Annotated in this window: 13 protein-coding genes and 1 pseudogene; 8 read left to right on the top strand and 6 right to left on the bottom strand. The window is 52.1% G+C overall.

What is annotated here, in order from left to right; all coding sequences use genetic code 11:
- Positions 1 to 264: 264 nt before the first annotated feature.
- Positions 265 to 1,224, top strand: a complete 960-nt coding sequence (locus tag BUB30_RS14355; protein ID WP_073135304.1) for an arginase — start codon at positions 265 to 267, stop codon at positions 1,222 to 1,224.
- Positions 1,225 to 1,317: 93 nt separating this feature from the next.
- Here the strand turns inward: BUB30_RS14355 and BUB30_RS14350 are convergent, their stop codons facing one another.
- Entirely contained in the window at positions 1,318 to 1,965 is a 648-nt protein-coding gene (locus tag BUB30_RS14350) for an SRPBCC family protein (protein WP_073135302.1), read from the bottom strand.
- Between the two features lie 262 nt (positions 1,966 to 2,227).
- Between BUB30_RS14350 and BUB30_RS14345 the strand changes: the two genes are divergently transcribed.
- The 6 genes from BUB30_RS14345 (at position 2,228) to BUB30_RS14320 (ending at position 7,867) form a co-directional block, all read left to right on the top strand.
- Positions 2,228 to 3,205: a deoxyhypusine synthase family protein gene (locus tag BUB30_RS14345; protein WP_073135300.1), complete on the top strand. Its 978-nt coding sequence runs from the start codon at positions 2,228 to 2,230 to the stop codon at positions 3,203 to 3,205.
- A 186-nt stretch (positions 3,206 to 3,391) separates the two neighbouring features.
- On the top strand, positions 3,392 to 5,179 hold the full coding sequence (argS, locus tag BUB30_RS14340; RefSeq protein ID WP_073135298.1) for an arginine--tRNA ligase: 1,788 nt from the start codon (positions 3,392 to 3,394) through the stop codon (positions 5,177 to 5,179).
- A gap of 198 nt (positions 5,180 to 5,377) precedes the next feature.
- On the top strand, positions 5,378 to 5,878 hold the full coding sequence (locus BUB30_RS14335; RefSeq protein ID WP_245804101.1) for a glutathione peroxidase: 501 nt from the start codon (positions 5,378 to 5,380) through the stop codon (positions 5,876 to 5,878).
- Entirely contained in the window at positions 5,865 to 6,425 is a 561-nt protein-coding gene (locus tag BUB30_RS14330; RefSeq protein WP_073135296.1) for a glutathione peroxidase, read from the top strand. The genes BUB30_RS14335 and BUB30_RS14330 overlap by 14 nt, the downstream gene beginning before the upstream one ends.
- 27 nt (positions 6,426 to 6,452) lie before the next feature.
- Positions 6,453 to 6,911 carry a hypothetical protein gene (locus BUB30_RS14325; protein ID WP_073135294.1) on the top strand — a complete coding sequence of 153 codons (459 nt, stop codon included), beginning with the start codon at positions 6,453 to 6,455 and terminating at the stop codon, positions 6,909 to 6,911.
- Positions 6,912 to 6,970: 59 nt separating this feature from the next.
- Positions 6,971 to 7,867: a 1,4-dihydroxy-2-naphthoate polyprenyltransferase gene (locus BUB30_RS14320; RefSeq protein ID WP_073135292.1), complete on the top strand. Its 897-nt coding sequence runs from the start codon at positions 6,971 to 6,973 to the stop codon at positions 7,865 to 7,867.
- Positions 7,868 to 7,943: 76 nt separating this feature from the next.
- Here the strand turns inward: BUB30_RS14320 and BUB30_RS35625 are convergent.
- The 5 genes and pseudogenes from BUB30_RS35625 to BUB30_RS14295 form a co-directional block, all read right to left on the bottom strand.
- Positions 7,944 to 8,546, bottom strand: a pseudogene (locus tag BUB30_RS35625) (YoaK family protein); the annotation flags it as partial.
- A 77-nt stretch (positions 8,547 to 8,623) separates the two neighbouring features.
- Positions 8,624 to 9,094 (bottom strand): hypothetical protein, encoded by a 471-nt coding sequence (locus BUB30_RS14310; protein WP_073135288.1) that lies wholly within the window; start codon positions 9,092 to 9,094, stop codon positions 8,624 to 8,626.
- A 22-nt stretch (positions 9,095 to 9,116) separates the two neighbouring features.
- Entirely contained in the window at positions 9,117 to 9,596 is a 480-nt protein-coding gene (locus tag BUB30_RS14305; RefSeq protein WP_073135286.1) for a hypothetical protein, read from the bottom strand.
- A gap of 129 nt (positions 9,597 to 9,725) precedes the next feature.
- Positions 9,726 to 11,105, bottom strand: a complete 1,380-nt coding sequence (locus BUB30_RS14300; RefSeq protein WP_073135284.1) for a HAMP domain-containing sensor histidine kinase — start codon at positions 11,103 to 11,105, stop codon at positions 9,726 to 9,728.
- The gene (locus BUB30_RS14295) at positions 11,102 to 11,794 is read right to left on the bottom strand and encodes a response regulator transcription factor (RefSeq protein WP_073135282.1); all 693 of its coding nucleotides are present in this window, start codon (positions 11,792 to 11,794) and stop codon (positions 11,102 to 11,104) included. Before BUB30_RS14295 ends, BUB30_RS14300 begins: the two co-directional genes overlap by 4 nt.
- Positions 11,795 to 12,002: 208 nt before the next feature.
- Here BUB30_RS14295 and BUB30_RS14290 point away from each other — a divergent pair, with 208 nt between their 5' ends.
- Positions 12,003 to 12,749: a phosphatase PAP2 family protein gene (locus BUB30_RS14290; protein WP_084138127.1), complete on the top strand. Its 747-nt coding sequence runs from the start codon at positions 12,003 to 12,005 to the stop codon at positions 12,747 to 12,749.
- Positions 12,750 to 12,786: the final 37 nt, after the last annotated feature.

The raw sequence follows: 12,786 nt of genomic DNA, 5'->3' as shown, positions 1-12,786 counted from the left end.
TGAATAAAAAGTTAAACTAATATTAATTAATCAGATGGCTTTCTTTCTGGAGTTGCCCGTTGGGAAAGAGGTGCAATATTGTGATAAATTTGCCATCTTTGCAATACACATCAAGCTATGGTAAATCGTTTTCCCGCCTGGATAATCGACCCGGACCCTGCCGGAATGCATGCCTTGCCCGACTTCTAGCGGCCTGGCGGGATATTCTCTTTGTTCTTTTGTTTAAACGATAACCATTCAGTTAAAAACCTTAATTTTATTCCTGTGAAAGCGTTGAAGATCATTGAAGTAAAGTCAGAGATCGGGGCCGGCACCCGCGGTGCCAGTCTTGGCGTGGAGGCCATAAAAATTGCCAGCCTGGACCTTCAGTCGGACTTTTTTAAGCAAAACGAGTCCGTGGAGGTAGAACACGTGAACGACATCCTGTTCGACAAACCCACACAACCCCATGCCAAATACATCGATGGCGTGATGGTGATGGAAGAGCGTGTATGCCTGGAAGTATATGAGACCATCTGGGAGGAATATTTCCCCATTATCCTTTCCGGCGACCACAGCACCGCCTACGGCACCATAGCCGGCATCAAAAAGGCCGATCCCAAAGCCCGCCTCGGCGTGATCTGGATCGACGCCCATGCCGACATCCAAACCCCTTTCACATCACCCACCGGCAACATGCACACCATGCCCCTGGCCATGGCTTGTGGTATCGACAACCTGGAGTGCAAAGTGAACGACCCCAAAAGCGACACGCTGGACTATTGGGAACAGATCGAAAACGTTGGCATGCCGGGTCGGAAGGTGTATCCTGAAGACATCGTCTACATCGGCGTGCGCGAGCTGGAGAAATCGGAGAACTATCTTATCAATAAATACAACGTCAATTACATCGAGACGGAAGAAGTGAAAGCCGGGCCTGCGAAAATTGCCGAAAAGGCGTTGAAGATGCTGGACCATTGCGATCTCATCTATGTTTCTTTCGATGTTTCGGCGCTTGATTCAACTGTTTCCACCGGAACCGGTATGCCGCTGCCGGGTGGGCTCAGTATTGAGGAAGCGAAGATATTAAACGCCGCGCTGGCGAAAAGTCCTAAAGTTTGTGCCTGGGAGGTAAGCGAGGTCAATCCTACGCTGGATACTGAGAATCGGATGGCGGACAGCGCTTTTGAGATCCTGCAGGCAACGGCGCAGGCTGTTATGGGACGACCCGTGCTAGCGCAATAATTTTCACCGCCTCACCTTCGCTAAAGCTACGGCGAGCAAGCAAAGCCAACGCAAAGTCGCTTTGCGTTGGCTTTGCAGCTTTACCCGTAAATGTTACTTTGCTCCGGGCTCCAATAGCGCTACGTACTCCTCGATCGTCGTCATGATGTTGCTTCGGATGATGGGATCCGTGAGGAACTTTGGAATGCCGATCGGCATCGACAATATCCGGTAGGTCACCTTTACTTGTTTTGGCCCGATTTGCTCCAGTGTCCAACTGCCCGAGAGCTTCATCCGGGTCACGCCGTCGCGCTTCGGGGCTAATGTTTCGTTCACGCGCGATTCGAAGGTGATGAAGAGCTTTCGCATCGGGATGGTTTCCACAACTTTATATTCGAGAAAATGGTCCTGGTCGCTGACCGGCCAGGGAATGTCGTGGTAGGAGTACTCCTGCCAGGTGGTGGTGTCTTCCCGTTGCAGGTATACTTTGAATTCGGCCACATGGCCCTGCCAGTCCTTGATCTTCTTTTCGTCGCGGATGAGGCGGAGGCCAGCAAAGATGGTGTTGTTGAAATAGAATTCGCCTTTCACTTCACGCGCCTTCACGGGGGGATTGGACGCCGGAAAAATGATCCACCGTTCGTAGATGGAAACCGTGCCATCCTTTTTCACGAGGGTGAAACCCTCCTTGTCTTGCGCCAACGCCTGGGTGCAGGCAAAGAGCAGGAATAGGATGGAGGCTGATGATGGGTATTGGCGCATAATTGTATTTGAGAGACAAATGGTCCACCGCAAAGATGCCGGTTAGGGCACAAAGGTTGCTACGGGGCGTTTTTGGGTGCCGGGTTGTTGGGGAGAAAGGATTTTGGGGTGTCCGATGTTCATATCAACTTACAATATAACGATCGCGATCCGGGCAACGTGCATGGAATCCGGCAGGCGATAAAAATACTCCTTAAACTTCGGCCTTTTTCCTTAATTTCGCCCCCAAATTGAAGTTTTATCCCTATTTAAAATATTTGTCATGAGCCAAACCGCACCGATCTCTTCCTTTATCGAAAAGCACTATCTGCACTTCAACGCTGCCGCCCTGGTGGATGCCGCGAAGGCCTATAAGACCCATATTGCCTCCGGAAAGAAAATGATGGTCACCCTGGCCGGCGCCATGAGCACCGCCGAATTGGGTCTGAGCTTTGCCGAAATGATCCGCCAGGATAAGGTCCAGATCATTTCCTGCACCGGCGCCAACCTGGAAGAAGACATCATGAACCTGGTGGCCCATTCGCACTACAAACGCATCCCCAACTATCGCGACCTGACCCCCGAACAAGAGTGGGACTTGCTCCAAAATCACCTCAACCGCGTAACCGACACCTGTATTCCCGAAGAAGAGGCCTTCCGCAAATTGCAAAAGCACTTGTACAAAGTGTGGAAAGATGCCGAAGACAAGGGCGAACGCCTCTTCCCCCACGAATTCATGTTCCGCATGCTGAACAGCGGCGACTTGAAAGCAGAATACGAGATCGATCCTAAAAACTCCTGGATGATCGCCGCCGCCGAACGCAACATGCCGATGGTGGTGCCCGGATGGGAAGACTCCACGATGGGTAACATTTTCGCTTCCTACGTATTCACGGGCGAGCTGAAGGCGTCGACCATGAAGAGCGGTATCGAATACATGGCCTGGCTGGCCGACTGGTATATCAAAAATTCGGGTAAAGACGGCATTGGGTTCTTCCAGATCGGTGGTGGTATCGCCGGTGACTTCCCCATTTGCGTCGTGCCCATGCTCCACCAGGATCTTGAAAAAGACAACGTGCCGTTCTGGAGCTATTTCTGCCAGATCAGCGACTCGACCACCAGCTATGGTTCATATTCCGGCGCGGTTCCCAACGAGAAGATCACGTGGGGCAAGCTGAGCATAGAGACACCGAAGTTCATCATCGAGAGCGATGCTACCATCGTGGCTCCTTTGATGTTTGCTTATGTGCTTGGGTGGTAAGACTAATCGCAGTAAAAATATTAAACCGCAAAGGCGCTAAGAACCCTCCTTCGCTAAAGCTTCGGCGGGCAAGCAGCAAGGAGGACGCAGAGAAGGGCTTTGCGCTAACTTTGCGATCTCTGCCCGCCCGCCGAAGCTTTTGCGAAGGAGGGCGCCCTTTGCAGTAAAACATTTCTCTCAGCTTTCATGAATCTGGATTCAACACTCCGCACCGAAATACAAAAAGCGCTCACCGCACTCTTCAACCAAACGGTAGAAGCCGTGCAGCTGCAACCGACAAACCAGGAGTTTGAAGGTTCGCACACACTGGTATGCTTCCCCCTCACCAAGCTCTCGCGCAAAGGGCCGGAAGAAACGGCGCGCCTGGTGGGCGACTACCTTGTGCAGCACTCGGGCGTCGTGAGCCGCTTCAACGTGGTGAAAGGTTTTCTGAACCTCGTGCTGAACGATCGGGTTTGGCTGGACGTGTTTCAATCTATTTTCGTGAACCCGAATTATGGTCAGCTTTCTCCCAACGGGGAAGAGATCATGATCGAGTATTCATCGCCCAACACCAACAAGCCGCTGCACCTGGGGCACTTGCGCAATAATTTTCTTGGCTACAGTGTGGCGGAGATCTACAAGGCGAATGGTTACAAAGTGCACAAGGTACAGATCATCAACGACCGCGGTATACACATCTGCAAGTCGATGGCGGCGTGGCAACTGTATGGCCAGGGTGAGAACCCCGAAAACACCGGCATGAAAGGCGACCATTTGGTGGGGAAGTATTATGTTGAGTTCGATAAAAAATACAAAGCAGAAATCGCGGACCTGATAGGCCAGGGCATGAGTGAAGAGGAGGCCGGCAAGAAGGCCCCGATCATGCAACTGGCGGTGGAACTCCTGCGCAAATGGGAACAGAGGGACCCGGAAACTGTCGCTCTCTGGAAGACCATGAATGGCTGGGTGTACAGCGGCTTCGATGCCACCTACAAACGCATGGGCGTTGACTTCGAAAAGCTTTATTACGAATCGGACACTTACCTGCTGGGCAAGGAAGAAGTATTGAAAGGCGTTGAGAAAGGTGTATTCTTCAAAAAAGAAGACGGCTCGGTTTGGGTGGACCTCACGGCCGATGGCCTCGATCAAAAAGTATTGTTGCGCTCGGATGGCACCTCGGTATATATGACCCAAGATATCGGTACGGCGATCCTCCGCTTCACCGATTTCCCAAAGATCATGGGCCAGGTCTACACGGTGGGCAACGAACAGGAGTATCACTTCAAGGTATTGTTCCTCATCCTGCAAAAGCTTGGCTTCGACTGGGCCAAACGTTGCTTCCATTTATCCTACGGCATGGTGGACCTACCCACCGGCAAAATGAAATCGCGCGAAGGCACCGTAGTGGATGCCGACGACCTGATGCAGGAGATGGTGGACGAAGCCGAAAAACAAACCCGCGAACTGGGTAAAGTCGACGAGATCACGGAGGAGGAGGCGCTGAAATTATTCGAGATGATCGGTCTGGGCGCCCTGAAGTTTTTCCTGCTCAAGGTAGATCCCAAGAAACGCATGTTGTTCGACCCCAACGAATCCATCCAATTGCAAGGATTCACGGGCCCCTTCATCCAATACACGCACGCCCGCATCCGGGCCATCATTCGCAAGGCCGAGAGCATGGATATTGTATGTACGGAAGCCGACCTGAAACAAGTTGACGCTCTCGAACCCGCAGAACGCGATGCGCTCAATGTGTTGAGCCTTTTCGAAAGCCGCGTCAAGGAAGCTGCCCGCGAATACTCGCCGGCCGTCATCGCCAACTACGCCTTTGACCTGGCCAAGGAATACAACAAATTCTACCAAAACATCCCCATCTTCAACGAAACCAACCCCGCCCGCCTCAGGTTCCGAATAGCCTTCTCCAAAGCGACCGCCGATGCTATTAAAAAAGCTATGAATTTGCTGGGGATTGCCGTTCCGGAAAAGATGTAAGGATAGACTATTTCATCGGTAAACTTTACTACAAAGCTCACACGCCGAAGCCGCACTAACCTCCTGGCTCCTGGCTACCGGCTCCTGGCTCCTGAATTGTCACGCATCTGGTTACGCTACCCAAAATGTGATAAAAGGATGCTGGAAATGCGGAACAAATCGTAAATTTTCATGTTGATATAAAAGCGCAACTACCCTATGAAAACTCTCATTGTTACCTTTTTATTCCTGATCCCGACCATGGCCTCTTCCGTGTATGATTTCAAAAAGACGGCGATCGACGGAAAGGTCATTGATTTTGCCAAGTATAAAGGCAAGCCGCTGCTCATTGTGAACACCGCTTCCAAATGCGGCTTCACACCACAGTATGCCGAGCTGCAAAAACTGCAGGACCAGTATGGCAGCAAAGTGACCATCCTGGGTTTCCCCGCCAACAATTTTGGCGCGCAAGAACCCGGCACGAACGTGGAGATCTCTGAATTTTGTCAGAAGAATTATGGCGTGACGTTCCAGATGTTTGAAAAAGTATCGGTGAAAGGCAGTGACCAGGATGAACTTTATGCCTGGTTGAAAGAAAAGACCGGCGAAGAACCCAGCTGGAATTTCTGCAAATACCTGGTGAAGCCCGACGGCACGGTGAAATTCTTTCCTTCGAAAGTAAGCCCGCTCGACAAGCAAATTATTGATGCGATTAATTAAAGCAGCCCTTACGGTTATCGTTGTTATGAGCCTTGCCGCGTTTATTTCCAGTAAAATAGCTTCCGGCAAGGCCGGACCTGTCGAGGGTACGATCTACGATTTCAAGATCGCTGCCCTCGACGGTACCGTTATCGATTTTGCCCAATACAAAGGCAAGCCCCTCCTCATCGTGAACACCGCCTCCAAATGCGGCTTCACACCGCAGTATGCCGACCTGGAAAAGCTGTCTGAGAACTATGGTGGCAAGGTCGTGGTGCTCGGGTTCCCCGCCAACAATTTTCTGTGGCAAGAGCCCGGCTCGAGTGAAGAGATTGCGGCCTTTTGCCAGAAGAATTATGGCGTGACCTTCCAGATGTTTGAAAAGATCTCGGTGAAAGGACGCGACAAACACCCGCTCTACAAATGGTTGGAAGCTAAGACCGGCGAAACACCCTCCTGGAACTTTTGCAAATACGTGGTGAGCGCCGATGGCAACACGGTAAAATTCTTTTCCTCCAAAGTAAATCCGCTGGACAAGCAGATTATCGATGCCTTGGGGCAACCCTGACTTCCATTGAATCTTAACGAATGCGCGATGCTTGACCTGGCGATCAAAGGAGAATTGTTGAACGCCTGCAAAAAATACGCGGAGCAGCGACTGGCCACGGCCACGCAGGCCATGCACCATGCCCAACAAGCCGCCAACGAAGAAGGCAAGAGCAGCGCCGGCGACAAATACGAGACCGGTCGGGCCATGGCGCAGATCGAACGCGACAAGGCCGCCCAGCAGGCGCAGGAAGCCCTAAAGCTCAAACAAGCGCTCGACCACCTGGATGGCCTGCATCATCATCAGAAAGTGACGACCGGCAGCGTGGTGGCCACCGCCCACTATAACTTTTACATTGCCATCGGTGCGGGAAAAATGACCGTATCGGGTCTGGATTTTATTGTTGTGGGGCCCGGTTCACCCCTGGGAAAATCGTTGATGGGATTGACCGTGAACGATGCATTTACGTTTAACAATCAGCATCACAAGATTCTGCAGGTCCTGTAGGCGATCCCCGTAAACACCTCGGGGAATTTGAATTATATTCGCCCATATTTTCGAACATCATGGATATTAAAGTCTGGTTACAAGCCTTCCGCCTGCGCACGTTGCCACTGGCGTTGTCATGCATTGCGATGGGGGGATTTTTGGCCGCTTCGGCTGGCGCCTTCCGGTGGGACATTTTCCTGCTCTGCATTCTTACCACGATCTTTTTACAAGTCTTATCCAATCTCGCCAACGACTATGGCGACTCCGTGAATGGTGCCGACCATGCCGGGCGCAAAGGTCCGCAGCGGGCCGTACAAAGCGGGGCCATCACGGCCGCACAGATGAAGACGGCGGTGGTCATTTTTGTTTTGCTTTGTTTGGGCAGCGGCATCGCTTTGCTGCTCGTCTCCTTTGGATTGAATTGGAATGCGTTGCTGTTTTTCTTCGGCCTTGGTGTGTTGAGCATCCTGGCAGCCATCGCCTACACGGTGGGCAAGAAGCCCTATGGTTATGTCGGCCTCGGCGATTTTTCGGTATTGATCTTTTTTGGATTGGTAGGGGTGATGGGTTCCTACTATTTGTTCACGCAACAGCTGTCATGGCGCGAAATCCTTCCCGCCTTGAGCTGTGGGTTTTTCTCGATCGGCGTGCTGAACGTGAACAACATTCGCGACATCGAGTCTGATAGGGCGGCAGGGAAGTTTTCCATCCCTGTCCGCATCGGCAGGAGCAGTGCCGTGGCCTATCATTGGTTTTTATTGTGTGGAGGATTGCTGTCGGCCGTGTTGTACACCGTGCTCACGTATCATTCGCCGTGGCAGTTCCTGTTCCTGCTCAGCGCACCGTTGTTTCTTCGCAACGGGATGGCGGTCCAGCGGAAGCCTTCTCATGAGCTGGATCCTTTCCTGAAACAAATGGCTTTGTCAACGCTCGTCTTTGTGCTGTTGTTCGGTGTGGGATTGATGGTGGCGTAGGCGAGAGGCGCTTCGTTCCCAGGGTCAGGACCAGGCGCAAGAGGCCAACATAAATAACGTCATACAGCACGACCAACATCAGCAGGATACAAACGACGTAGAAGATCCCGAACTGCAACCCGGGGTAAATCAATCCCGCGGTAAGCGCACCGGTTATGAAGGCAAAAAAGGTGGAGGCGATCAATTTTGCTTTGTTGACCAGTTCGGTGTTGTTGCGGAATTTTTCCTTGGTAAACATCGACAATAAAATCCCCAGGTCAGTCGTGGCGCCCGTAAGGTGCGTTGTCTTCACGGCAAAGTTCGAGATGCCCGCCGTGAGTCCATTTTGCAAACCCATGGCAAAAAACATAATCGCCAGCAGCACTTCCGTTTCACGCAAGGTTTCCTGGTAAACGAATTGCCCGTAAAGTCCCACTATCAACAAGCACCCCATTTCTAAAATCACGGGCACCGCATGCGCGGTGTACTGGCCGCGGCGCCGGAAATGGATCACGATGAAATTGGAAGTGAAGCTGCCGGCGAAGAATAAGAATATCCACCCGATGACCATGAGCACCTGGTAATAATCTCCTTTGGTCATCTCTGCCGCAAAAATGGCAAAGTAGCCCGTCACGTTCGAAGAGAACGAGAAGAAGATGAGGAACGAAGCCACGTTCACCATGCCGGCGATGAACGCCATGAGGGTGCCCAGACGTAGGTTGTCGTTCAAGGTTCTGCGGTGACTATAGCGGCGTAGCACGTTATTTTTTTTTTTGTTTATCGGTGAAAGGTCAGTTTGGCGATGCCCTTCACTTGCATGTCGGAGTCGAAGTTCAGGATCATCTGTTCGTTGGTCAATGCCGTCAGGTTGTAGTGCTCCACGGTGTGGTCGCGGTGCTCGAGTTCGAGGATGTGGCCGCGGCCTTTCAGTTTCCAGCGGATGACTTTTACCGTGTGGGGACCTTCGAGCGTGAGCGTGCCGTCGGGGTGAAATTTCCAGGTTTCGGCGGAATGGATCATGAGGTGTTTACCGAGCTGATCCTTGACCGACTGCGCGATGGTGTCGCGGTCTTTCAACCGTTGCTTATCGGCCGGCGTGCTCACTTTTTCGTACTCCCACGACTGCTCGCTCCAGGTGCCCACGATCATTTGCTCCGGGCCGGACACGTGGCTTTTCGCCCACGCGAAACCGACAAGGGTCACGAGGATCAGCAAAACACAAACAGGCCACATCGACTTGATCTTCATAGTCCTATCACGTTAGAAATTTCTAAACAGCACTCACAAATAATTCAGTCAGCAGGTCGCGTTCCGGTGCGTAGGCATGCGACTCCAGGTCGACCTCGCGAAAAGGAACGGCCGATTTCCGGATGATCGGTGCCGGGTCGAAGCTCTGTTTGCGGGAAGCGGCCGGCGTGTGTGCAAGGATCGCTTCATCGATGCCGTTCATTTCGGCCATGATCTGAAAAGCGTCTACACTGCGCGCATGGAAAAGCTCGAAGCGGATGCTCTGTATTTTTTCCGGATATTTATTTTGGATCACCGCGCAGCCCTCGCTGAAGGCGGTGGTCACCGCAGCCTCGATGATTTTTTTTGGAGAATAGAACAACAAGTCGGTGATGGAATCGGGGAGCGAGGTGCAATACAGAAAGATCACATCCAATTCGACTGCGCTGGTTGCAGCGACGTGTTTCAGCAACAGCAAGGGAGTGATCGTAAAATCGGTCGGTATCAAAATAGTCTTGCGCATAGCCGTATGTTTTTTTGTGCAAGATGTGCCCGCCGGGTTAAGACGGCTTAAAAATGAAATTAAAATGCCATGAAAGCGGATTAAAATGTGATTAAAGACGGCTTTCTGAGCTGGAAACGGAGGGTTCGTTCAATGCTGGCCGATGTTTTCGAGGGGAAAGGTGAGGCGTACGGTGGTGCCTTCATTCACCGCGGAGGTCACCACGATCGTGGCGCGATGCTGTCGCATGATGTTGCGCGCCAAGGGCAGGCCGATACCGTAGCCCTCAAAATTGTGGGTGTTTGAAGCGCGATAGAAGGGGTCGTAGATATAGGCCATCTCCGATGGCGGAATGCCGATGCCGGTGTCCTGGACCACCACGATCACGCTGTCGTCGGTTGAGCCGATGGAAAGCTTTACGGGCTGGTGTGATGAATATTTGCAGCCATTGCTCACGATGTTGGAGATGGCCAGGTGGAGCAGCTGCGAGTTGCCTTTTATTTTTAGTTTGAGGTGATTGTCGGGCATCAGGCTCAGATCGATATTCACTTTGTTTTTAGGATTCATCTTTTCGATGGTCTCCTTCACATCCCAGACCAACTGGTCTACGCGCACGATCTCCATTTTCACTTTCTTGCCATCAAAACCGGTCTGTGCCAGGAAAAGCAGGGATTTTGTGATCCGCTCCAATCGCTCGGCCTCGTTTAGAATGATGCCGATGGTTTCGCGATATTCCTCGTGGCTGCGTGTCTTGGCAAGTGCCACGTCTGCTTCGCCGATAATGGCCGTGAGCGGCGTGCCCAATTCATGGGAAGCATTGCTGATGAAATTGTTTTGTGTGGCAAACGATGTTTCCAACCGGTCGAGCATGGTGTTGAAGGTGTTCTTCAGCTCATTCACATCGTCGTGGACGCTGGAGGCCTGCAAGCGAAGGTGTAGATTTTGTGAATTGATATCCTTCACCTGGTTGGTGATCTGGCGGACGGGCAGAAACACATAGCGCGAAAACCAAATGGAAACCGACAATACCAACAACGCCACCACCACGATGGCGATTCCCATAATGCTTCGCAGGTTGGTCAGGTGGTGCGAGTAGTAATAATTCTCTGCCGAGACGATGACAATAAAGGAGCGATGATCTTGCCGGTATAAGATCCCTGAAAAAAATATTTGGCCTTTCTGATATCGCGACGTTTTTCCACGAGCGATCTCGTCGAAAAAACTTACGGGCAGCTTCAGCGATTGGCTCTCCTGCTGAAAATCCTTGCCGGACGTGATCTCAAAAAAGTAGTCCTCTTCCTGTGGCAGCTTTTCCAGGATGCGGTCGCGCATTTCCTGGAAAGCGGTGGCCGAGGCGGGCTCATTCTCCAGCCGGATCCGGGCGGCCAACACGGCGCGTGTTTCCAGGCGTTTATAAAAGTCGTTGAAGGTATACTTGATGACAAAAAAATAGACGCCGCTGCCGAGCACGATCATAAGGGTGAGCGTGACCAGAAAGAACGTGAGTGCGATGCGTGTTTGTGTTTTCATTCTTCTTTCAAAACATAGCCCATGCCGACGACCGTGTGCAGCAGGCGTGACGATTGATTGACTTCCAGCTTTTTCCGCAGGAAGTTCACATACACGTCCACCACGTTGGTGCCCATGTCGAAATCCACACCCCAAACCTGCTCGAGGATCTCCATGCGCGAAAGTACGCGACGTTGGTTTTTGAGGAACATAAATAGGAGGCGATATTCCGTGGCGGTTAGCGAGATCACCACACCTGCCCGCGTCACGGTTTTTGTGAAATCATCGAGCTCCAGGTCGGCGATCCCGAAACGCGAAGGCACCGTGACATTTGGCGTCTGTACTGGTTCCGTTCTGCGTAAGAGCGATTTGATGCGTGCCAGTAGTTCAATGAACTTGAAAGGTTTTACGAGATAGTCGTCGGCGCCGGTCTCCAGGCCGAGCACGATGTTTTCGGCGGTGCCCAACGCGGTGAGAAAGAGGAGGGCCACTTTCTTGTTTTGCGCACGAATGTCGCGGCAAAGGTCCAGCCCATTTTTGCCGGGTAGCATGATGTCGAGAATAATGAGGTCGTATTCATGCGCCAGCGCCATCTGCATGCCCTGATGCCCATCGAGTGCGACGCTCACTTCATAGCCCTCTTCGGTAAGCCCCTTTTTTATAAAGGAGACCACGCTGCTCTCGTCTTCAATTAACAGGATTCGTTTCATGCGATGCGGTTGCTGGCGGTTAAAATAGTTAATTACCCAGGAACCTGCCTTGTTTTTTCAACAACCGGCATCCGAGAGCACTTTTCGCGTCCCCTGTTGGCCTGAGATTGAATCCAGAAATTCTACAAAATCGGTCTCTTATTTTGAGAAACATGAGTCGAACCATCCCCGGGGGCACTAGGGGTAAATACCAGGTGCCGCTATCCGTATGATCCGCAGAAACCACATTGCTTTGCTTTTGATGGTCGCAGGCCTGGCAACGAGACCGCTGTCGGCCCAGTCGATCGCGGACACCACGGTGCATCGTGAGGGATGGAAAAAAGTAGTGGTAGTGCCTTCCGTGTTGATCGGTGCGGGACTTGTGACCATGACCGACAACGATGTATTCGACCGGTTTGAAATCGAGGAAGAACGCAACGAACACCTGCCCAGGTTCCGGACGCATGCAGATGATTATCTCCAGTATGCTCCCATCGTCGCCGTATATGGATTGAATGCCCTGGGCATGAAAGGTGAACACGACTTTGCCAACCGCACGGTGTTGCTGGTCAAATCAGAATTGATCATGGCCGCCCTCGTATTGCCGCTAAAAAAACTGACCGCCGTTCCCCGGCCCGATACTGGCGCGCCGACATCATTTCCGTCGGGCCACACGGCGCAGGCCTTTGCAGCCGCCACGTTCCTGCACAAAGAATATGGAAAAGAACATCCACTCTACAGCGTTATCGGTTATACCACGGCTGCGGGGATCGGTGTGCTGCGGGTACTCAACAACCGGCACTGGATGTCCGATGTGCTGGCGGGAGCCGGCATCGGCATCTTGTCCACCAACCTGGCGTATCTGACCCATCAGTATAAATGGGGCAAGCATCACAAACATCTTTCCGGCGCTACGATCATTCCGTCTTACGGGCAAAAGGCCATGGGCCTGTACGTCTCCATACCGATCCGGTGATTTCAATTAATAGCATAATCCTGTCCGCGTTTCGGAA

It is taken from the genome of Chryseolinea serpens (assembly GCF_900129725.1).
Taxonomy (GTDB): domain Bacteria; phylum Bacteroidota; class Bacteroidia; order Cytophagales; family Cyclobacteriaceae; genus Chryseolinea; species Chryseolinea serpens.
The sequence above is the reverse complement of the archived record's forward strand: the minus strand, read 5'-3'. Positions and strand labels throughout refer to the sequence as shown.